Origin of the sequence: Leptospira biflexa serovar Patoc strain 'Patoc 1 (Paris)' (assembly GCF_000017685.1) — a bacterium.
Classification (GTDB): domain Bacteria; phylum Spirochaetota; class Leptospiria; order Leptospirales; family Leptospiraceae; genus Leptospira_A; species Leptospira_A biflexa.
In genome coordinates this window covers 2,378,997-2,400,447 of sequence record NC_010602.1, presented here as the reverse complement: position 1 = coordinate 2,400,447, position 21,451 = coordinate 2,378,997, and the positions used below count along the sequence as shown (strand labels likewise).

The following is a 21,451-nucleotide window of genomic DNA, read 5'->3' as shown; positions in this document are numbered from 1 at the left end:
AATGCAATTGTACCGTCATTTCTACATTGATTGTAGCTTCATTGAGGAGTCTCTAGACACACATGGAAATCACCAGAAGGGAAAAAGATAAAATCGTAGTACTCGATATTAACGGGGAAATCGACCTTTATAACGCGCCTGAGATCAAGGATGTAATCGCCAAATTGATCGAAGAACAAAAGTATTGCATCGTCATCAATCTCGAGAAGGTATCTTACATCGACTCTTCCGGAATTGGAGCTTTAATTTCAAGTTTGTCCAACCTGAAAAAATACCAAGGTGGTTTAAAAATCATCAACGTAGCAGGTTCTGTTCGTAAGGTATTTGAACTCACTAAGTTGACTTCATTTTTTGAAATTTTCGATAGCGAAGACGAAGCAGTCACTGCTTTCAAATAGAAGAGGAAGCGTATTTTGCGCTTCTCTCTTTTTTATACCCCCCTACCAAACATTAAGGAGTTTGTTATGTTAAAAAAGAAAAAGACATCAGTCTTTCTCTCCGCTTTGGTATTGTTCTCTGCAGGCTTTGTGAACTGCGCCCAAGAACTACCACTCAAAGAATTAGCTCTGGCAAAGTCGCAAGTGGAGCGAGCAGAAAGGCTTTCTGCAGAAGAGTATGCCCCGGAAGAATTTAGCGAAGCTAAAAAAAACTTAGTTTCTGCAAATGAGTTTGCGGCAGAAGAAAAAGCATCTGAATCCAAGAAGAGTGCGGATTATGCAATTTCCAAAGCTTATGATGCTTTGGAAAAAACATTGCCTAAGTTAGCTGCCAAATCTCGTGAGGAAGCAGTTGCTGCCATTGATGCGGCTGATGAAGCGTATGCCTCTGAATACACTCCTGAAGAATACAAAAAAGCTGTGGCCGCAAGAGATGCTGGGGAAACGAAATTAGCCCAAGCAGATGCAAGCCTTGCATCATACTTACGCGAAGACAAAGATGAGTCCGCCAAAGAATTAAAACGAACTGTTGCATTACAAGAATATGAAGATGCCCACAACCAATTCCAAGAAGCATCTAAGATCAGCTCTGAAGCTAAAAAAGTAGCACTTGAAAAATCAGGTGGTGCTCTTGTGAAATCAGCAGATGAAGTGGATGCATTACTCGACAAAGCAGCATCGTATTCAAAAGCGGGTAACCCTGCCATTGATGAAGAAAAAGCGAGAGTGGCATCAGCACGAGAAGACATCCAAGCTGGTAAATTAAAATCAGCAGACGAAAAAATCAAAACGGCTCGATTGGCATCTGCTTCTCTTTTACAAGATTCCATCAAAGACCACGCTAAAAATCGCAATGCGCAAGCTCGAGAAGTGGTGGAAGATGCAAATCTTCGTTTTGGCGAATTGAATGCTGATACGTATCTGAAATCCAATGCAAAAGAATCCTATGCAAGCACCCAAGAAAACTTAGGAGCTTCCAACGAATCCTTACAAGCATCTGGTAACTTACTTGAACAAGATAAGTTTGAAGATTCCATCACTCAATCCGAGGAAGCGATTCGTTTGGCAGAAATTTCGATCGACCAAATCGAAACTCTAAAAGGGAAAAATAACGTTGCGAAAAAAGATCGCAAAACTGTAGAAACTGATGAAACAACTGCAGATTCGAAGGAACCAAAAGCTTCTTCTTCTCAAGTAGAAGAATTGTCTGGTGGTTGGAAACGATACACCGTAGAAAAATCGAATCCAGCAGATTGCCTTTGGAGAATTGCTGATCGTGAAGATATCTACAGTGACGCAAAACTTTGGCCACGTATTTTTGAAGCGAACCGTAAAACGATTCGTAACAAAAATCTAATTTATCCAAAACAAAAACTCAATATCCCACCAAAAACGGGAAAAATTGGAAAAGCACCTAAGGAATAAACAAGACTTAGGTGAAACGAAGAAAAGCTGTCGTAAAGGCAGCTTTTTTTTTGTCTAAACCATAGGACCTATATGAACCGAGGCTATACTTCTCCCGTCACTGAAATCTCAGAAAAAGACTTCGAAACCCTTGTGCAAATGGCACTGGATGAGGATTTACCAGCAGGGGATATCACAACCGACACATTGTTTGCCAAAGAAGAAACCTGCACGGCAGTTTTACTGGCTAAAGAAGAAGGGATTTTGTGTGGAACGGCGGTCATTCCCTGTCTCATCCAAAAAACCAAAGCAGATGTCACTTGGAATGGAATCTTATCCGATGGAGCGACACTTTCCAAAGGAACAGTGGTAGGGGAATTAAAGGGATCCCTTGTTGGGATTCTTAAAATGGAACGAATTTTACTGAATTTTATCCAATACCTTTCCGGGATTGCAACGAACGCCAATAAAGTAGCAAAACAGTTTCCAAACCTACTCATTCTTGATACAAGGAAAACACTTCCTGGTTACCGAAAACTAGCCAAGTATGCGGTGTATATGGGAGGAGGTGCCAACCACCGATTGAATTTGTCCGAGATGGCAATGTTAAAAGACAATCATATTGCGCGTGCTGGTTCCATCCAAACTGCCGTACAATTAGTACGAGAAAAAAATCCCGGCAAAAAAATTGAATTGGAGATTGATGGGATTTTTCAATTGAATGACGCGATCCTTGCCAAACCTGATATCATTTTACTCGATAATTTTTCAGATACAGATACCGAAAAAGCGATTCAAATCTTAAAGGAAACAGCTCCAATGATTCGGATCGAATGTTCAGGTGGGATCACACCTGAAAAATTAAACTTTTTGTCCAAGTTTGATGGGATTGGAGTGAGTATGGGTTATCTCACACATACGGTTAAATTTTTAGACATTAGTTTGGATATAAAGTAATGGGACTGTATCAGGATATAAAAGACAAACAGGAGTTATTTGACGCTGTCCAAAAAAGACTTGGTCCTGAAAAAGCACAACTGATTCAAAAAGCATATCATATTGCAGACAAAATGCACGAAGGCCAAAAAAGGCTTTCAGGTGAACCTTACATCATCCATCCAATGAATGTCGCCTCGGTCTTAGATGAATTAGGACTCGATGAAAGGGCGATTGCCGCAGGGCTTCTTCACGATGTAGTGGAAGATACAAGTTATACCAAAGAAGATATGGCCCGAGAGTTTGGAGAAGATATTGCGGCCCTTGTCGAAGGTGTCACAAAAATTTCCGAAATCAAATCACAATCAAAAGAAACAGAAGCCGCAGAAAACATTCGTAAAATGTTACTTGCTACCATCAAAGATGTGCGTGTGATGCTCATCAAACTTGCTGACAAAACTCATAATGTCAGAACCTTAAAATTCCAACCGGAAGAAAAACAAAAACGGATCGCAAAAGAAGTATTATCACTTTATGCACCAATTGCAGGAAGACTTGGGGTTTATAAAGTGAAATTTGAATTGGAAGATTTGGCCTTTCAGTCCTTACATCCAGACGAATACCAAGAAATTAAAAAAAGAGTTTCAGCAAAAAAATCGGAACGAGATGAATACATTGAAAAAATAAAAATTATCCTAAAATAAAGGTTAGCTGAAATAAATATTGATGCAAGAATTGATGGCCGAGCAAAACATTTTTATTCGATTTATCGTAAAATGGTCACAAAGGAAAAATCATTCTCTGAAATCTTTGACTTACGTGCTGTGCGTATCATCGCAAATGAAATCAAAGATTGTTATGGCGTACTTGGGATTGTGCATACCTTGTGGACTCCGATCCCAGGAAGGTTTAAAGATTATATTGCCACACCTAAAACCAATTTATACCAATCCCTTCATACTACGGTTTTTGGCCCGGATGGAAGGCCAATGGAAGTACAAATTCGTACAAAAGAAATGAATGCCATCGCAGAGAATGGAGTGGCCGCACATTGGGCTTATAAAGAATCAACCAACCTGACTCGATCTTCGGTGATCTTACAAAATGGTGTGGAAAATGCCTTCCGTATGAAGTGGTTAGAAATTCTCAAATCTTGGCAGGACCCAAGTTTGGATTCGAAAGAGTTCATGGAAGAATTACAATATGACCTGCATGAGGATGAGATTTTTGTATTCACTCCGAAAGGTGAGATCATTGAAATGCCAAAAGGTGCCACTGTATTAGATTATGCCTTTCGTATCCACACTGATGTTGGATTACATGCAAGGGGTGGTAAAGTCAATGGCCGTATGGTGACACTCCGTACAGAGTTAAAATCTGGAGACCAAGTTGAGATCATCACCGAAAAAAATTCCAAACCATCCCCCATTTGGCTTCGGATTGTCAAAACATCAGGCGCCAGACAGAAGTTACGTGCTTATTTCCGTAAACTGCAAGAAGATTCCCAAAAAGAAACCATTGGTTCTGTATTAGAAGCATCCAATCCATCATTTGATGAAAATACGATCAAAGAAATTAAAAAGGTTAAAATTAAAAAAGCAACCAAACCGAATACAAACCAAGAAGAGACAAAGGAATTTGGAATCTCGGTTGCTGGTTGGAATGATGTACCCGTCCGCGTTGCTTCCTGTTGTACGCCCATTCCTGGGGACGAAATCATAGGGTTTATCACTCGTGGGAGAGGGGTGAGTGTTCATAAAAAGGACTGCACTACTGCCACAAAACAATTGGAGTGGATGAAAACCATTCCTGTTCGTTGGGAAGGACCAGGGGAACCAATCCCCATTCAAATTGAAGTCCGTGCAAAAGATGTACAAGGGATCTATTTATCGATGGTGGAATCGATTTCGAGTAACGAAACGAATATCCTGGAGGCAGGTGCTTCCTCTCATCCGAATGGAACACTGACCGCCAAATTTATGTTAGAAGTGGATCATTTGGACCAGCTAAAAGAGATTTTAGAAAATTTAAGAATGATCCAAGGTGTAGTCTTTGCAGAAAGGGTCAAAAAATAAACCATTGTAATTGGTTGGGATTTAATTTGTAATATAGACCCTTCTCATTTTTTTCTTGGGAATAACTTTCACCGCTCACGATGTCCCTCAGTTCTTTTTGGAATGAGATTCCTTCTTGGAAGGGAATCCATCCTGAAATCATAACTTGTTGAAAATTCCAAATAAATAATTCCGTTTGGTTTTTCGAATGCAAAACACGTGCAAAGATGGGAAGGAAATTGAATTCGGAATAGTTGATTTCTCCGTATTCAATCCTTTTCTCTCGATTGTTCATTACTGAAAGTGCCCTGTTAAAAAAAGTTGAAACCTTTGGATCAGGAGTTTCTTCAAAAGTGCCAATCATCTGAACAGGGATTTTTTTATGAAAGCCAAGCTCTTGTCCATCGAATACGAGGATGATTCCTGGGTTTGCGCATAACAAACCAAAGTATGTATTTGTTTGTTCCCCAAATGTGTGGTTGGCTCTGTCCTCATCATGATTTTCCAAAAAACGAATGTGAGATGAGTGTGTTTGGTATTGCATCAATTCAAACACTTGGTTCAGATTTTTGTGTTTTAAAGAATCGTAAAAAAATTTATCATAAGTGGCATCGAATCCAAGAGATTGAAGCGAATCTTCCAATCCCCAGTAGACTTCTGCATAAAATTTAAAGTTTGGATATTCTTCTTTCACTGCATGGATTATTTTTTTCCAATCATAAACTGATTTGATTCCATGGGTTTTATCAAAAACTTCTGGTAAAGGTAACATTGCCATATCACATCGAACACCATCGCATTGTTTTGCGATATTTTTCAAAAGATGGATATGGAATGTTTCCACTTCTGGATTGGAGAAATCCCATTGAATGGTATCAGTCCACCCATCATAGTAGGGATCCTTTCCATGAACATAACGAATTCCGTTGGAATGTAAAAAGGTATTTTTAGCTTCCTCGTTGCCCTTTGCTTTCAAAAACAAATTGGGAAATTTCGATATGATCGGACTATCGATTGCCATGTGATTTGGTACAAAATCTAAAATCAGTTTTTTGTTTTTGGATTGGAACCAGGTATATATTTCAGTTAGGTCAAAAGAGTGTGAGACCAGCGGATCAGGAACATAGTCATAAATGGAATAAGGTGATCCGTATACATCGTCTGGATTTGCCGAAGATTTTACTTTCTGGTATTCAATTTGTAGTTCCGGCATCGACCTTGCAATGTTTTGGGAACTAGGACTGTTTTTCCAAACTCCCATGAGCCAAATTTCATCGGCCCAATTGAAAAGAGTATTTTTTTGTAATTCAATCCAAAGTTCGTGAATCGGTTTCCCTTTTTTTCCACAAAAAAGCCTTGAGCCTATCTCGTACAAATGGAATTGATGGAAGGGATGTTTCATAAATTAGTTCAATACCATATGGTTCGTTCCCAAGTAATCAAGTTTGTTTTGGTAAGTATTACGGCTCTTTTACCAATCCTTTTGGTTCTCAATTGTTCCGAAGAAGACACAAAAGAGTCTATGAGTCGTGTGGTCGAACTTCCTTGGGAAGGAGAGGTTAACTCCATTCCAAAAATTCTGCAGCAAAAAAATCCGGTGGCCGACCCAAAAGCAAAAAAAGGGGGGAGGATCCGAATTTATTCTCACCAATTTCCAAAGTCTCTCAATTACTACTTAGACCAATTCACTACCACAGCACGTATCTTTACAAGTTTATATGAACCGCTTACCGCCTACCATCCGCTCACTTTGGAAACCATTCCCCATTTAGCAAAAGATTGGAAAATTTCCCCTGATAAAAAGAAATTCACCTTTTATTTGGATGCCAATGCACGTTGGTCAGATGGGAAACCTGTCACTGCAGATGATGTGATCTTTACATACGATACAATTATGAATCCCAAAAATGGGACAGCTGTATTCCGTATTTCACTCTCTCGTTTTTTGAAACCCGTGAAATTGGATGATCTCACTGTTGTTTTTGAAGCAAAAGAAGTACATTGGAATAATTTTAATGATATTGCCTCATCTATTTTTATCTTACCGAAACATCATTTTGAAGGGAAAGATTTTAATAAAGAAAATATGGAATTCCCTGTTGTTTCGGGACCTTATAAAATCACAGAAGTCAAAAAGAATCGATACATCAAATTGGAACGAAGAGGTGATTGGTGGCAAAGAGCATATCCTTTTAACGAAGGAAGGAATAACTTTGATCAAATTGTGTATAAGGTATATAACGAAGAAGCAGTTGCTCTGCAAGCATTCAAAAAAGGTGATATAGATATATATCCAGTTTACTCAGCTTTTGTTTGGGTAGAAGAAGCCAAAGGGGAAGCATTCGATAAAAATTGGATCGCCAAACAACGAATCTTCAACTTAAAACCGATTGGATTCCAGGGTTGGGCCATGAATTCAAGGAGACCCATTTTCTCTGATAAACGTGTGAGAGAAGCGATGAATCTACTTGTGAATCGCAAACTTATGATCGATAAACTTGCATATGGTGAGTATGATCCAACAAATAGTTATTATCCTGATTTTTATCTAGGTGGTGAAAAAAATCCAAACCAACCAACCGAGTTTGACATTCAAAAAGCAAGGAAACTACTTGCAGAAGCAGGTTGGAAGCCAAACGCAGAAGGTATCTTGGAAAAAGATGGAAAACCTTTCCAATTCTCAATTTTAGATCGAGATAAAAAAACAGAAAAGTATTTTACTGTATTTTTAGAAAATGCAAAGGAAGTAGGGATTCGTGCATCGATTGATACTTTAGATTTGGCGGCTTGGAGTGAACGAGTAGACAAATATGATTTTGATATGACTTGGGCTGCTTGGGGGTCTGGAATTTTTAAAGATCCGGAATCTCAGTGGTTGTCTAAGTATGCAGACGAAGAAGGTCAACCGAATCTACCTGGACTTAAAATTCCAGAAGTTGACAAACTCATTGAAAAACAAAAAACCGAGTTTTCTGTCGCTAAACGCAATGAAATTTTAAAACAAATTGATCGGATTGTGTACAAAGAATACCCTTACGTATTACTTTGGCATCTTCCTAGCACTCGTTTGTTGTATTGGCAAAAGTATGGAATGCCATCATTACCCCTCGGTAAATATGGTGATGAAAGTTTTTCTTCCGACTATTGGTGGTATGATGAAGAAAAGGATCAAAAATTAACGGAAGTTCTTTCTAAGAAAGAAAAATTTATCGATTATGAAGCCATTGTGCGTTGGAAATAAAATTTAGAAGTGTCTGATAAAAAAGGTCCAATCAAAGGAATTCGAGATAAGATCTCAAATTTATGGAATCAATATCCAAATTGGGGAAAAATTCCCCAATTTTTGGACCTTTTGGAGAAGGGGCTCGACAAAGAACTGTTTGTTGATCCTAACAAAAATGAAGAACCAATTCCACTGGAAGATTTACCAGTGGATGAAGTCCTTAGAAAATCTGGATTCATACGAAACCTATACGAAAAATTTTTCCCCGTTTCACATGTCTTTCGTATGACGTATCGTTACAAGCGTGAGTTTTTAGATAATTTTATGCCGATATCGTCTGAAGGTTACATTGGGCGAGGTTCTTATAAATTCGTTTATAAACTACCTTGGAACCAAGTGGTGAAAGTTGGAAAATCGAAATTACCTTCGGATGTAATATTTGGTTCGTTATACAAAGAAGTGGGGAGAGATATATCTCGATTTTTAAAACCAGAAGAAATTGAATTAAGGGATTTTTTAAAGAAACAAACCCTTCGAGATTCCAAAAAGGATGAAATTGATTTTAAGTTTAAACGTTTGGGCTTAGAACGATTGCATTATTGGAAACTAAAATCACTGATCCCGGATTTGGTGGTGCCCACTCGTTTTTTTATGGGATTGCGCTTCCGTAAAAATCCCTTTGGAATTCCAAACGTTACACTCACTCCTTGCGACCAACAACCACTACTTGCTGGGAAACACTTAAAGGAATTTACCATTCGAAATGAAAAATTAGATCAAAATCCAATTTTGGATAAACTTTTCCCTAAGTGGAAATTGAATTTTGATTCGCATCGATTTGGGGTCATTTCGAGATCGAAACTTAAAAAAATAGCTGTCGACTTTAACCGAGTCATTGAAGTCACCAAATACTTAGCAGAAGAAGAAAAACTAATTTTTGATATTCATGCAGAAAACATCATCATCACATTACCAGACTTTGAACTAAAAATTTTTGACTTTCATGTGTTTGATGATTATTTATACGAACCTTCCGAAGAAAATCCAACTCCAGAGATGGATCATATCAAAATCATCGAAGAGTTCATTAAATCATTTGAATTGGATTAATAAATGCCTTTTTTGAAACGTAATTTTTTCTCATTTTATGGATTGGCCTTTTTATGTATTGGGATTGCTCTTTACCAAGCCGTCCAATGGAGATGGATTTGTGATGATGCTTACATTAGTTTTGTGTATGCCAGAAATTTATGGGAAGGGAATGGATTTGTTTTTAATGTGGGAGAAAGGGTAGAAGGATATACAAATTTCCTTTGGACAGTTTATTTATCATTCGGATATGGACTTGGTCTAAAACCGCAAATTTTGTCGGTGTATACTGGTATTTTCTTTTATTTTGCCTTACTTGTTTTGTTTTTCGTTGAAGAGAACAATCGTTCGTTGGGGAAACTTTACCCAATACTCGTAGTTCACTTATCTTTGTTGTTTCATTTTTATATTTTTGCCAGTTCTGGATTGGAAACTTCCATTTTTACATTTTTAATCAGTTTCGGTTTTATTCTTTGGGAAAAACGAAATGACCATGTATTTGTCGTCTTGTTATTGGCATCACTAGTAAGACCAGAAGGTGCACTGTTTTTATCTCTTGTTTCTTTTGATTGGTTTCGAAACAAACAATTTTTGAGGCCAATGTTATTTGGATTTTTATTTTTATGTTTCCTCGGGTTTCGTTTTTTTTATTACGATGATATTTTTCCAAACACCTTCTATGCAAAAGGCAATAAGGGAAGTTATTTTTCACAAGGGATTTATTACTTTTTTTATCTAATCAAATCATATCCGCTATATCCTTTTGTGTTTTTACTTTCCGGAATTCAAATATTCAATACGTTTCGTGAAAAAAAAGATATGAGGTTTCTTCTGTCTTCCCTTTTGTTTTATATATTTTATGTGTTTTATGTTGGTGGAGACTTTATGGGAAATCGTTTCTGGGTTCCTGTTTTGCCAATACTTTCCTATTTTGCATTTCAAAGATTGTTATATTGGACAGAACAATCTCAAATTGAATCCAATCAAAATAATAGTTTCTATAGGTTTTTTACCAAAAACTCGATTTTGTTTTCTTTGTTTTATATCCTTGCTTCAGCAATTCATTCCGATCCTTTGAAAGTGGCTGGAAATCGAATTGCAGATTGGCATGGAATTGTAGAAGAACGAATGTTTTATGATAAACATTTAATGAATGTCAGTGGGTATGATGAAGGCTCATTAAAAGAATTCAATGTTGCTTTTTTTGGTGCTCAAGCCCATTTTATCTATTATTTGATGCCAAACTTTGCGTTTGAGGCAGAGTCCGGTTTGACAGACAAACTCTATGCAAAAAAACAAATTTTAGTGAGAGGAAGGATCGGTCACGAATCCCAACTCACGTATGAAGATCTAAACATTCGTAATATCGAAATCCTACTCGACAATCGTTTGCCTGAATTGGATTTACCTTTTATTACGTATACTTGGCGAGAAGTTCCACTCCGGTTTTATCTATGGAACTATGATCCGAGAAAAATGAATCCACTATGCCAAAGAAAAGATTGGAATTGTGACTCACTTTTTTTACGGTTCCAAACATCCAATTGGGATCTGAATTCACCAAAGTATTTTGGAAAATCCAATCTCAAATGAATCGAGAAATTACGCTTCATTATGGTAAGGTGGTTTTCGGAACGATTGGAAAAGAAGATGGGATCATTCGTTTTTTTGGAAATAATCCTGAACTAAAAAAAACAGACAACGATCTGAAATCTCCTGAGGATTGGTTTCGTTATACTACCGAGACTTTCCATTTGAAATACCCCGAGGTCGATGGAACCATACATTGTTTGCACCAAGTGCACGGAGACACGATCCATCCTATCGAAAGTGACACCCTTTCCCAAGCTAAGGAAGAAAAGATGGAAGGGGATGGACTCTATACTTTCCAAAAAAAGCAAATTTTAGTCGTAAGGACTGCCGATTGTGTTCCTGTTTTTATTTACTCCGTGAAACGACCGTTTGTCGCAGTCATCCATTCCGGTTGGAAAGGAACAAAACTTGGAATCGCGGAAAAGATGATCGAGTTAATCCTAAAAGAAGGATTTCAATTAGATGAATTGCAGATAGAACTTGGTCCCTATATCCAAAAAGATCATTACGAAGTGGGTGAGGACGTCGCTCAGTTTTTTATTGGATTGGGTGAAGATGTATGCGAGCCAAAGGGAAAAGGAAAGTATCATTTAGATGTCGGACAAGCCATTGAAAATAGAATCAAACGTCGGTTTGGTGAAGTGATGCTCTTAAAGAATTCAAAAATAGAAGTTTTCCAGTCCCCTCAGTTCTTTAGCCATAGAGCAAAAGAAGAGGGTCGGAATTTGAACTTTATACTTTGGGAATCTTAATCAGAGTTTCTTTGATTTTTTCTAAGATTTTTTCCCGTTTGATGGGTTTTACGATATAATCCATCGCACCATTTTCAAGGAGGGCTTTGATGACAGATGGTGTGTTCTCTTCTGAGATGAAAAGAATCCTTGGCAAAACACCCATTTCTTTCATATCCCAAAATGCAGCAAACCCATCTACCTCTGGTAAAAAGATTTCGATGGTGACAAGGTCAATTTGTTGGCGATTTTCCTTGTACATCTTGAGAAGTTCTTTCCCCGTTTCTGCAATTCCAATGATTTTAAAACCTTCCGATTCCAAAATCTGTTGGAGTTGTTTGGACTGGAATTTGGAATTCTCAGCAATGAGAATTTGATAAGGTCTGCCTGTGGGTCCTATGCCTGCTTGCATGTTCTACGTACCTTATCCAAGTGCCTTTTCGATTTCAACACCAATTTCTTTGGTTCCAAGAACAGTTGTGCCTTCTTCGGCAATATCCCCAGTGCGAAATCCTTTCTTTAAAACGGTACGAATGGCATTTTCGATCGAAACTGCCTCAGCTTCCATTCCAAAGGAATATCGTAACATCAGAGCTCCTGAAAGAATTTGGGCAATGGGGTTTGCAATTCCTTTCCCAGCGATATCGGGAGCCGAACCACCAGAAGGTTCATACAAACCGAATCCAGATTCCGAAAGAGACGCGGATGGTAACATTCCAATGGAACCGGTGATGATGGAAGCCTCATCGGAAAGAATGTCTCCAAACATGTTTTCACATAACATGACATCAAATTGTTTCGGTTTGACGATGAGCTGCATGGCTGCATTGTCCACATACAGATGTTCCAATACACAATCTGAGTATTCTTTTTTATGAAGTTCCACCACTACCTCTCTCCATAATACAGAAGTGGTTAAAACGTTTGCTTTATCAATACTCGTTACTTTTTTATTTCGTTTCCTAGCGGCATCAAATGCAGTTCTTGCAATACGTTCGATTTCTCTTCTTGAATAACGCATGGTGTCATAAGCAAATTCTTCGGGCCCACTTCCTTCTCTACCTTTTGGTTTTCCAAAATAGATTCCAGACGTAAGTTCTCTCAGGATCAAAATATCCAATCCATCTCCGATGATGTCTCCTCGGATAGGACTTGCTTTTTTTAATTCTGGATAAATGATCGCGGGGCGGAGGTTGGCAAATAAATCAAAGTGTTTGCGAAGGGGAAGCAAAGCTCCTCGTTCTGGTTGCCTATCCGGAGGAAGGGTTTCCCATTTAGGTCCACCAACAGATCCAAAAAAGATAGCACTTGCCGATTCACAAAGTTTTAAAGTTTCCTCAGGGAGTGGAAATCCAGTGGCATCAATGGCTGCCCCACCAACTAGCGCGTGTTCAAAGGTAAATTCGCTACGTTTGTTTCCTAATGCTTTCCCTACTACCTGTAGGGCCACTTCCATAACTTCCGGACCGATACCATCACCGGCAAGAACTGCAACTTTTTTCATTTCATTTCCTTTAAAACTGATTCTAAAATATCCAACCCTTCTGTTGCTTTTTCAATGCTCAAGATGAGTGGAGGTATGATACGAATGACTTTTCCAGCTGTACTATTGACAACAAGGCCACGTTTCAAACATTCTTCAACAACTGGTCTTGATTCCGAATACAACTCCACACCAATATGAAGCCCTCGCCCGCGGACTTCTTTGATTTTGCCTGTGGATTCCATGATTTGTTTCAATCGATGGAACATTTGTTCTGAGATGGTAGAAACATGGTCGAGAAGGTTTCTTGAAAGTATGATCTTAAATGTCTCGTAAGCGGCTACACAGGCCAAGTGGTTTCCACCAAATGTGGAACCATGCATCCCTCGTTCCAATACGGATTCATATTCTTTGGAGACAACAAGAGCACCTATTGGAAATCCCGATCCCAATGCTTTGGCAAGAGTGAACGCATCTGGATACATTCCGTAATGTTCAAAACAAAACATCTTTCCTGTTCTTCCCATTCCCGTTTGGATTTCATCAAAGACAAGCAGTGAGTTGGTTTCTTCTGTAAGTTTACGAGCCAAATTCACAAAGGAATGAGAGAGTGGGATCACTCCACCTTCGCCGATAATAAGTTCCATAATGATACCAGCAACGGAACCTCCGTATTGTTCAAAGGCTTGGATGAGAGAATCTTCGTTATTTGCTTCCACAAAATGAATGTCAGCTGCGAGTTCTCCAAATCCTGACCTCACCGATTCGTTTCCAGTCATCGACATCGCCGATAAGGTTCTACCATGAAAACTGGATTGGAGCGCTAAAATAACTGGTTTTTCAATGTTTTGGTTGATCCCATGTCGGCGCATGAGTTTAAATGCAGCTTCGTTGGCTTCTGTTCCTGAGTTGCATAAAAAAACTTTTCCTGGGATACTATTTTCAATGATAACTTCTGCAAGTTTTGCTTGTTCTTCCGAATAATATAAATTGGAAGAATGAAGGATTTTATCCATTTGGTTTCGAAGAGCTTCAATTAGATCGGCTTCACCATGGCCAAGGTTTGACACTGCGATGCCTGCAAGAAAATCAATATAACCATTGTTATCTTGGTCAAATATCATTTCACCTACACCATAGGAGAAGGCGATTGGATATCTGTTATAAGTATTGAGTAGGTATTTGTCAGAAAGATTTTTGATACTTTCGAATTTGGTTTTTGTTTCGGAACTCATAGTAGGCCTGCTAGTTGTAAAAATTCAGTTTCTGCGGAAACAATCTCATCTCCCAAAGTTTTCCATAAACTAGGGATCTCTGAAGATTTTTTCGGTTTTTTTCGCGAAGCAAAAGAAGAGTATACTTTTACTTTTGGTTCTGTCCCGGAAGGCCGGATGGTCAGTTTGGCATTTCCTTCCAATTCCACTTGGATGACATTGGATTTAGGCATTCCTTTGAAGACAGAGGATTTTCCTTTTCCATCTGCTTTTTGTGTTTCATAATCAAGGACAGAAATGACCTTTCTGCCACCTATCAGTTTTCCAATTAAGTTTTTGGTTCGTAAGGACTCAATAGATTGTTTGATTTTTTCCTGACCCGAACTTCCTTCTAAGGTTAAGGAATACAGGCTTTCACGATAGAGTCCGTATTTCAGATAAATTTCATTGAGATAAGTGAGTAGGTCCGTTTTTTCTGCTAATATTTCAATGAAGAGAAGGGCACTCGATAAGGAATCCTTATCACGAACGAAGGGAACGGGTAAGTATCCATAAGATTCTTCACCACCAAACAGAAACAAGTTGTTTTTTTTGGATTCAATTTGTTTCATTTCTTCTGCAATGTATTTAAAACCAGTGAGGACATTTTTAATTTTGATTCCATTTTTTTTGGCAATGGCTTCTTGTAAGTCCGTTGTCACGATGGTTTTGACCAAATGATACACTTTTCCCTTTTGTTTTTTTCTTTCGGAAAGATATGCGGCCATAATAGAACCAATTTGGTTTCCATTTAAGTATTCATATTCTCCATCGGGTTTACGAACACCTACACCGAGTCTATCTGCATCAGGGTCTGTGGCGATGAAAACTTCTGCTTTTTTCTTTTTGGCATGAAACTCACATAAGGCGAGGGCTTCTTTTTCTTCTGGGTTAGGGTATTTGACTGTTGGGAATTCGCCATCTGGTTTTTTCTGTTCTGGTACTAAAAATACAGATTTGTATCCGAAATACTGAAACATCTCCTTCATATACTCTCCACCAGTGCCGTGTAACGGAGAATAAACGATTTTTAGATTGTTTCGTGTTTTTGGTTTTGCTTGGGACTGGATCCCTGCTTTTTTTAATTCTTTTAAATAATTTTGGAAACAATCTGGACCGACGGTTTTCACAAATTTTTTGTATACTTTATCTGTTTTGGAGATCATCGGAATACTAGTCCAATCTTCTATCCCGCTGATCCTTTGGATGATGAGTGAGTCATCTGGAGGGACAAGTTGTCCACCATCAGCCAGATAGGCTTTGAAACCGTTGTATTCTGGGGGGTTGTGTGAAGCCGTGATGACAATCCCACCACTGGCTTCGAAATAACGAATGGCATAGGAGAGTAGAGGTGTGGGTGTGACTTTTGGAAATAAATACACTTTGACACCGAGTGTAGCACCAATGCCAGCAGAGAGTTCTGCAAATTCTTTGGACATCCTCCGTGAGTCGTAGGCAATCACGATTGATGGAGACTTTTTTGTGTCACGCAGATAACTTAAAAAACCAAGTGCAGCTCGGCCGACTGTATAGAGGTTCATTTTGCCGATGCCATAACCAATTTTCCCTCGGATCCCACCTGTCCCAAAACTCAAAGGATGTGCGTATGAATCGACGAGATCCGAGGTGATTCCTTTTTGCCAATCTTCGTAAGCCTTTTTGGCCTCGGATTGGATTTCTGTAGAAAAAGGTGATTTCGTCCAAGATAGGATATTGTCTTCTGGTTTCAACATAGCTTACATACTAATCTTTTGAAGCTAAGTTGAATGGAAATCAATTTTGGAACCGAGAGAATTTTTCATCGAAGACCGCCTGGAACGATTCCGATTAGAGGCATTTTGCAATTTAGGTGAGAGTGGGTTATCCCATTTTACCATGGAAGAGATGCTCTCTCTTTGTGGTCTCACATGGAAAGATCTTTCCCAAATTCCAATGAACGATGCACCGAACCAAGGTTCTTTTGCCTTAAGAAGTGCCATTGCCAATCTTTACCCTGGGGTAAATCCCGACGAAGTGCTTGTCACAACGGGAACGGGAGAAGCTCTTTACTTAGCATTCCACCTCCTTGTGGCTCCAGGGAAAAAATTGGCCCTAGTTTGGCCTGCCTTCCAAGCCTTGTATGAGATTCCTAGGATGCTCGGGGCAGATATCATCCCAGTGCCTTACGAATCTGCGTTCCAAGCCACCACCTGGCAATCCATCGAAGCGGATCTTTATGTGATCAACCACCCTCACAACCCGACGGGGCAAACCTTCTCATCTACGGAATGGGAAAGTCTTCTCGAACAATTTCGCAAAAGAAAAAAAACAGTCCTCTTTGATGAACACTACCGTTTTTTGCCTTCGGGTGGGGGGATGGGAAAAACGGGTGTGAACCCGAAACAACGATTTTATGGGACAGGATCGTTTACCAAATGTTTTGGTGTAACGGGTCTTAGGGTGGGATGGCTCATAGCAGATCAGGAATTCATCAGACGAGCTCGGTCCTTCAAAGATTATTTGACACATACCGTAAATCCCATCTCCGAAAGGATTGCACTTGGGTTACTCCAAGGAAAAGAGGAGTTCTTACCCGACATTCAAAAACGAGTGCAAAACAATATTGATCATTTCACCTCTGTATGTATGGACTTACCCAAAACAAAATCGTTTGTCCCTCCCAAAGGTGGGCTTGTGGGTTGGTTGGAATTACAAAAAGGAATCTCATCTGAAGAGTATGCGGACAAACTTTTTGCCCGTACTGGTGTGTTTGTACTACCTGGATCTAATTTTGAAATGGAGGGTTTCCTTCGGATTGGATTTGGAGAAAAAGAAGATAGATTCCAGGAAGGACTACGAAGGTGGAAAGAATGTTTGGATCTTATTTAAGACAAAGCCTTCAATTATTTCCAGGCATTGGGGATAAAAAAGAAAAACAATTAATCGCCATAGGAGTGTATGATTGGACTTCTTTATTGCAGTATCAAAAAACAAAAAATGATCCACATCTTCCCTCTCTCTCTATATTAGAAGAGCGGTATGAAATTTTAGAAAAGGAATTCCAAGAAACCAACTTTTCCTTTTTCACAGATGAATTACCGAGTTTGGAATATTGGAGGCTATGGCAACATTTCCCAGAACGATTTTGTTTTTTGGATATCGAAACAACTGGAATTTCCGAATCATCAGTCACAACCGTTGTGAGTTTGTTTCAAAATGAATCCATCCGTACATTTGAACGAGGAAAGGACTTAGAGTTTTTATTTGATTCCATTGCGCCCGACGATATCATTGTGACCTATAATGGACGGCGTTTTGATATTCCCTTTTTAGAAAGAGAATTCCGTTACCGAGTGAAAAATCCACAACTAGATCTCATGAATCTCTTGCATTCGATAGGGATTAAAGGGGGTTTAAAAAAATCGGAAATCCAACTGGGTCTCATTCGCCCAGAAGAGATTGCTGGAATGGATGGAAGGGAAGCACCTCTCCTTTGGTATGAATACCAAAGGACAAACAATCAAGATGCTCTGAAAAAACTAATTGCATATAACAAAGAAGATACGAAGAACTTAAAACTAGTTCTTGAGAAAACAATTGGTCTCTTAACAGAAAATCGATTGTTTTAGTGTGGGCCGTACATATACTCTCTGAGTATATTCATCTCCGCTTGTGTTTTGTTTAATTTGGTTTTGACGGCATCACCGATCGAAATGAGTCCAATGATCTTGTCACCATCAAGGACAGGCATATGACGGAATCGTTTTGTGATCATATTGTTCAAAATATCATCTACATCTTCTTCCGGTCCTGCAACCGTCAGTTGGGTGGTCATCACATCTTTCAATTTGATTTGGTCGAGTTTGTTGTGGTCTTTTGCCACCACTCGCATGAGGTCTCTTTCCGTAAAGATTCCGACTAGTTTTCCTTGGAAGGTCACAATGAGTGAACCCACTTTGGCACCCACCATCATTTGCGTTGCTTCCAATACATTTCGATCTTCTTCGATGGAAAGAACGGAGGAGGCTTTGTCTTTGAGAATTTCTTTTACGGACATGGCATTCTTTGTGTAACGGAAAAAACGAGAGAAGGCAAGAAATTTTTAAAGAGGGAGGAGTGAGAAAACGGGTTTTTGGAGCGTATCGGGATCGAACCGATGACCTTCTGAATGCAAATCAGATGCTCTCCCAGCTGAGCTAACGCCCCGTTTCTTTCTTTGGGCCTGACAAGACTTGAACTTGTGACCCCTCGCTTATCAAGCGAGTGCTCTAACCAACTGAGCTACAGGCCCGGGATACGAACAGTATTTTTCGAGTGGGGTCTCTGGGCAATCTTTTTTTAGGATTATTTTGCAAAGGAAAGAGGAAAATTCAATCGGAAATTTCAAGGATTAGATCATCTAACAAAAGTAATGCTTCTTTTCTCCATTGGAAAACTCCATCGGATAGATCACAAAGTCCTCTTTTTTCCCAAGACTGAATTGTTTGGATGTATTTCGATTGAGAGTTTTTTTCCAAGTGAGTTTCAATAAATTCCAAATACCGAAACGGGGAAAAAAGTCGAAACAAAGTGAGGCTTAGTTCTGAACTAGGCGTTGCAGGCTCATACTTCGCTTCAGTTTGTTTTTTTTGGTAAAGATTGGCGTTCCTAGGGTTTCCGTATCGATGTCCTTCAATCATTCCATGAGCACCAGGGCCAATGCCAAGATAAGGTTCATAGGTCCAATACTTTAGGTTGTGTTTGGATTCATATCCAGGTTTTGCATAATTGGATACTTCATACCACCTATATCCAAATTTCTCCATTAATTCCGGTAAGGTGACAAGTATTTCCGCTTGTGTGATTTCTTCTGGTTCCCTTTTGATACTATCACTCACATCACGTGAATACTTGGTTCCTTTTTCTAAAGTAAGGGAATACAAACTCAAATGGGGTAATCCTGCACTTAGGAATTGATCTAGGTCTCGGTAAAAATCAGAAGACTTGAGTCCTGGGATTCCATACATCAAATCGATTCCCACACGTTGGATCGGAGAATGGGTGAGGGTCGTGACTAAGGAAGTGTATTTACCTTTATCATAATGGCGACCGAGAAATGAAAGTCCTTCCGGATGGAGAGTTTGTACACCTACATTCACACGGTTGATGCCAATTTTTGCATATTCATCAAGTAAATCGGGGCTTAGGTCTTCTGGGTTCACTTCTATCGAGATTTCTGTGTCATCTGCAAATGAAAATTCCGACCTGAGGAATTCTAGGAACTGTTTCCAAAGTTTCGTGGATGCTTTGGAAGGAGTTCCTCCACCAAAAAAAACAGTGTCCACTGTCCTCTCCCTTAATTTGGGAAAATGGGAGATACGTTCTGACACTTCACTTTGGTATGCAGAAAAGAGCGTCGATTCGTCGTTAGCTGGTCCGCTACCGATCCCTTCGGAATAAAAATCACAATAATCACATTTTTTCAAACAATAAGGAAAGTGTACATACACTCCTAAAGTGGAATTTCTGACTTGCCAGATGGAATCTTTCGAAAACTCTTTCATGTGATGAAACGATTGTTTTGTTTTATTTTGGTTTGGATGGGACTCACACATACGATCCTTTCACAGACACTCATAGAACCAAACCAAAACTTTGTATGGGAATCATTTTCTTTTTCATTCCCTGAACCTGTTGTTTTCAAAATGGAATCCAACTTACAAAAAAAACTCACCGTCTATCCGGCCAAACGGGATGGATTCTTTATGGTTGTTCGGATCTTGCCTTGGAGTGAACCCATCACAGACAAAAACCTATGGGTGGACTCAGTCTTCCAAAAAGGGCTTTCACCGAAACAATTTCAAAAAGCCATCAATAACCAAAATTTCCAAATCTACCAAGCCGACCAAATCCGAAACCAAAATGCCTTGCGGAACCAAGTTTGGATTCAAATGGATCGGAAACCCTATCTCTGGATTTGGATCCAATGGAAAACGGATCGTAAAGATTTGAGTGATTTTTTTGAATCCAACCTGTTTCTTTCGCTTTAATGACCAGTCACTTGTTTTGTGCTTGTCTCCACTTATTTCCTCGAAAGATTGGAAGTCAGTGGGGCCTATAGCTCAGTTGGTTAGAGCAGCAGACTCATAATCTGCGGGTCGAAGGTTCGAGCCCTTCTGGGCCCACAAATCAGGAAAGGGAACGATATTGTATGGAGTTTTATGAAGTAAAAATTTCTGATATCAGCCTGACCAATGTTGGTTTTGCCGTCTTCCTACGCCCAAAGGATTCGGAAGACAAACGTGTGGTTCCCATCTTCATTGGACCACTCGAAACCCATTCCATCACCACAGTCATCGATGGCACAAAACCTCCGCGTCCTATGACCCATGATTTGATGTTGTATATGTTAACATCCCTTGGTGCTACTGTTTTAAAAATCACAATCGAAGAGATTGTAGACAGCACATTTTATGCAAAAATCCAGTTGAGAAAGGATGAGGAAATCATCACTCTCGATGCAAGGCCTTCTGATTCCATCGCATTAGCCCTTAGAGCGAATGCCCCTATTTTTATCGCTAAATCCGTGTTAGATGAGACTGGGATCATCATGAAAGAAGATGAAATCCAAGGTGAGAATATCTCTTCTGAAAAAAAAATCCAAGCCCTTCCCAAATCCAATCTTCAGATTTTGGAAGAGACATTGGAAAATGCACTCAAAACTGAAGATTATGAAACGGCCGCAAAGATCCGTGACCAAATCAAAAAACTCATCGAAAACAGTTAGAATACTTCTCACTCTAACTATGTCTCATAGAAAACGAACGATCTAGAATTTTTTTATTGTAATCCCCATTTCTTCTTTTTACACTTAGAATCCAAAATCAAGGGATTCTCCCTTCAGTAGGTATGTTGTATGGAAAAATTGGTAATGGATGTTGTTAACGCTGGAATCGCTTTGTTTCGTTCTGGAGAAGAAAAATTAAAATCTTCGATCGTTGACTTAGAAAAAGTTTATACTGAGCTTAAATCAAAAGGGGAACTTGACAAGTCCGCTGAAACTCAAAAAATCCGTGACCTTCTTAGTAAAACCATTGCAGATGCACAAGGTGCGATTGGAAAAACTAACGCAAGTTATGATGAAATTGTAGCAAAGTTACAAACAAACTACCAATCAATTTACCAACAGATTGACACTGCAATTCCTCCTCAAGTAAAAGAAAAGTTAAAACAAACGTTAGATGAATTAAAGGTTCTCATAGACAAAGCTAAATCAAAATCCTAATCAGA

Annotated in this window: 19 protein-coding genes, 3 tRNA genes and 1 pseudogene; 14 read left to right on the top strand and 9 right to left on the bottom strand. The window is 39.1% G+C overall.

Features of this window, described 5'->3' with window-relative positions; genetic code table 11:
* Positions 1-62: 62 nt before the first annotated feature.
* The 4 genes and pseudogenes from LEPBI_RS11505 to LEPBI_RS11490 all read left to right on the top strand — a co-directional run bounded on the left by LEPBI_RS11505 (position 63) and on the right by LEPBI_RS11490 (position 4,852).
* Positions 63-398 carry an STAS domain-containing protein gene (locus LEPBI_RS11505; RefSeq protein WP_002975418.1) on the top strand — a complete coding sequence of 112 codons (336 nt, stop codon included), beginning with the start codon at positions 63-65 and terminating at the stop codon, positions 396-398.
* A gap of 66 nt (positions 399-464) precedes the next feature.
* Positions 465-1,862 carry a lipoprotein LipL71 gene (locus tag LEPBI_RS11500; RefSeq protein ID WP_012389285.1) on the top strand — a complete coding sequence of 466 codons (1,398 nt, stop codon included), beginning with the start codon at positions 465-467 and terminating at the stop codon, positions 1,860-1,862.
* A 72-nt stretch (positions 1,863-1,934) separates the two neighbouring features.
* Positions 1,935-2,798, top strand: a complete 864-nt coding sequence (gene nadC, locus LEPBI_RS11495; protein ID WP_012389284.1) for a carboxylating nicotinate-nucleotide diphosphorylase — start codon at positions 1,935-1,937, stop codon at positions 2,796-2,798.
* A pseudogene (locus LEPBI_RS11490) lies at positions 2,798-4,852 on the top strand (RelA/SpoT family protein). Before nadC ends, LEPBI_RS11490 begins: the two are co-directional and overlap by 1 nt.
* Here LEPBI_RS11490 and LEPBI_RS11485 read toward each other — a convergent pair.
* Complete coding sequence (locus tag LEPBI_RS11485; RefSeq protein ID WP_012389283.1) at positions 4,842-6,233, bottom strand: alpha-amylase family protein; 1,392 nt, start codon at positions 6,231-6,233, stop codon at positions 4,842-4,844. The pseudogene LEPBI_RS11490 and the gene LEPBI_RS11485 sit on opposite strands and share 11 nt — an antisense overlap.
* Here LEPBI_RS11485 and LEPBI_RS11480 point away from each other — a divergent pair.
* The 4 genes from LEPBI_RS11480 to LEPBI_RS11465 are packed head-to-tail and all read left to right on the top strand — an operon-like array spanning position 6,225 to position 11,488.
* The gene (locus tag LEPBI_RS11480; RefSeq protein ID WP_012389282.1) at positions 6,225-8,072 is read left to right on the top strand and encodes an extracellular solute-binding protein; all 1,848 of its coding nucleotides are present in this window, start codon (positions 6,225-6,227) and stop codon (positions 8,070-8,072) included. The two genes, LEPBI_RS11485 and LEPBI_RS11480, sit on opposite strands and share 9 nt — an antisense overlap.
* A 30-nt stretch (positions 8,073-8,102) precedes the next feature.
* The gene (locus tag LEPBI_RS11475) at positions 8,103-9,164 is read left to right on the top strand and encodes a hypothetical protein (RefSeq protein ID WP_226992934.1); all 1,062 of its coding nucleotides are present in this window, start codon (positions 8,103-8,105) and stop codon (positions 9,162-9,164) included.
* Positions 9,165-9,167: 3 nt separating this feature from the next.
* The gene (locus LEPBI_RS11470) at positions 9,168-10,736 is read left to right on the top strand and encodes a hypothetical protein (RefSeq protein WP_012389280.1); all 1,569 of its coding nucleotides are present in this window, start codon (positions 9,168-9,170) and stop codon (positions 10,734-10,736) included.
* Positions 10,733-11,488 carry a purine nucleoside phosphorylase YfiH/LACC1 family protein gene (locus LEPBI_RS11465; protein WP_012389279.1) on the top strand — a complete coding sequence of 252 codons (756 nt, stop codon included), beginning with the start codon at positions 10,733-10,735 and terminating at the stop codon, positions 11,486-11,488. The genes LEPBI_RS11470 and LEPBI_RS11465 overlap by 4 nt, the downstream gene beginning before the upstream one ends.
* On the opposite strand, the gene LEPBI_RS11460 is transcribed toward LEPBI_RS11465, so the two are convergent.
* From LEPBI_RS11460 to LEPBI_RS11445, 4 genes are read right to left on the bottom strand one after another with little or no spacing between them, the layout of a single operon-like run.
* Positions 11,469-11,879, bottom strand: a complete 411-nt coding sequence (locus LEPBI_RS11460; RefSeq protein ID WP_012389278.1) for a response regulator — start codon at positions 11,877-11,879, stop codon at positions 11,469-11,471. The two genes, LEPBI_RS11465 and LEPBI_RS11460, sit on opposite strands and share 20 nt — an antisense overlap.
* 12 nt (positions 11,880-11,891) lie before the next feature.
* On the bottom strand, positions 11,892-12,971 hold the full coding sequence (gene leuB / locus LEPBI_RS11455) for a 3-isopropylmalate dehydrogenase (RefSeq protein WP_012389277.1): 1,080 nt from the start codon (positions 12,969-12,971) through the stop codon (positions 11,892-11,894).
* Entirely contained in the window at positions 12,968-14,185 is a 1,218-nt protein-coding gene (locus LEPBI_RS11450; RefSeq protein ID WP_012389276.1) for an aspartate aminotransferase family protein, read from the bottom strand. The genes leuB and LEPBI_RS11450 overlap by 4 nt, the downstream gene beginning before the upstream one ends.
* Complete coding sequence (locus tag LEPBI_RS11445) at positions 14,182-15,936, bottom strand: phospho-sugar mutase (protein ID WP_012389275.1); 1,755 nt, start codon at positions 15,934-15,936, stop codon at positions 14,182-14,184. Before LEPBI_RS11445 ends, LEPBI_RS11450 begins: the two co-directional genes overlap by 4 nt.
* 46 nt (positions 15,937-15,982) lie before the next feature.
* Between LEPBI_RS11445 and LEPBI_RS11440 the strand changes: the two genes are divergently transcribed.
* Together LEPBI_RS11440 and LEPBI_RS11435 are read left to right on the top strand one after the other, a co-directional pair.
* The gene (locus LEPBI_RS11440; protein ID WP_012389274.1) at positions 15,983-17,071 is read left to right on the top strand and encodes a pyridoxal phosphate-dependent aminotransferase; all 1,089 of its coding nucleotides are present in this window, start codon (positions 15,983-15,985) and stop codon (positions 17,069-17,071) included.
* Positions 17,053-17,811 (top strand): ribonuclease H-like domain-containing protein, encoded by a 759-nt coding sequence (locus LEPBI_RS11435; RefSeq protein ID WP_012476338.1) that lies wholly within the window; start codon positions 17,053-17,055, stop codon positions 17,809-17,811. Before LEPBI_RS11440 ends, LEPBI_RS11435 begins: the two co-directional genes overlap by 19 nt.
* Here the strand turns inward: LEPBI_RS11435 and LEPBI_RS11430 are convergent.
* From LEPBI_RS11430 to hemW, 4 genes are all read right to left on the bottom strand, one after another.
* A complete protein-coding gene (locus LEPBI_RS11430) occupies positions 17,808-18,239 on the bottom strand; it encodes a CBS domain-containing protein (RefSeq protein WP_012389272.1) in 432 nt (143 codons plus the stop codon). The two genes, LEPBI_RS11435 and LEPBI_RS11430, sit on opposite strands and share 4 nt — an antisense overlap.
* 76 nt (positions 18,240-18,315) lie before the next feature.
* Positions 18,316-18,388, bottom strand: a tRNA-Ala gene (locus tag LEPBI_RS11425).
* Positions 18,389-18,399: 11 nt separating this feature from the next.
* A tRNA-Ile gene (locus LEPBI_RS11420) sits at positions 18,400-18,473 on the bottom strand.
* A 79-nt stretch (positions 18,474-18,552) separates the two neighbouring features.
* Positions 18,553-19,725, bottom strand: a complete 1,173-nt coding sequence (gene hemW / locus LEPBI_RS11415; protein ID WP_012476337.1) for a radical SAM family heme chaperone HemW — start codon at positions 19,723-19,725, stop codon at positions 18,553-18,555.
* A gap of 3 nt (positions 19,726-19,728) precedes the next feature.
* Between hemW and LEPBI_RS11410 the strand changes: the two genes are divergently transcribed.
* From LEPBI_RS11410 to LEPBI_RS11395, 4 genes are all read left to right on the top strand, one after another.
* Entirely contained in the window at positions 19,729-20,211 is a 483-nt protein-coding gene (locus tag LEPBI_RS11410; RefSeq protein WP_041770024.1) for a hypothetical protein, read from the top strand.
* 61 nt (positions 20,212-20,272) lie between these two features.
* Positions 20,273-20,346 (top strand) — tRNA-Ile (locus LEPBI_RS11405).
* 26 nt (positions 20,347-20,372) lie between these two features.
* Complete coding sequence (locus LEPBI_RS11400; RefSeq protein ID WP_012389270.1) at positions 20,373-20,948, top strand: bifunctional nuclease family protein; 576 nt, start codon at positions 20,373-20,375, stop codon at positions 20,946-20,948.
* Between the two features lie 129 nt (positions 20,949-21,077).
* Complete coding sequence (locus LEPBI_RS11395) at positions 21,078-21,446, top strand: phasin-related domain-containing protein (protein WP_012389269.1); 369 nt, start codon at positions 21,078-21,080, stop codon at positions 21,444-21,446.
* Positions 21,447-21,451: the final 5 nt, after the last annotated feature.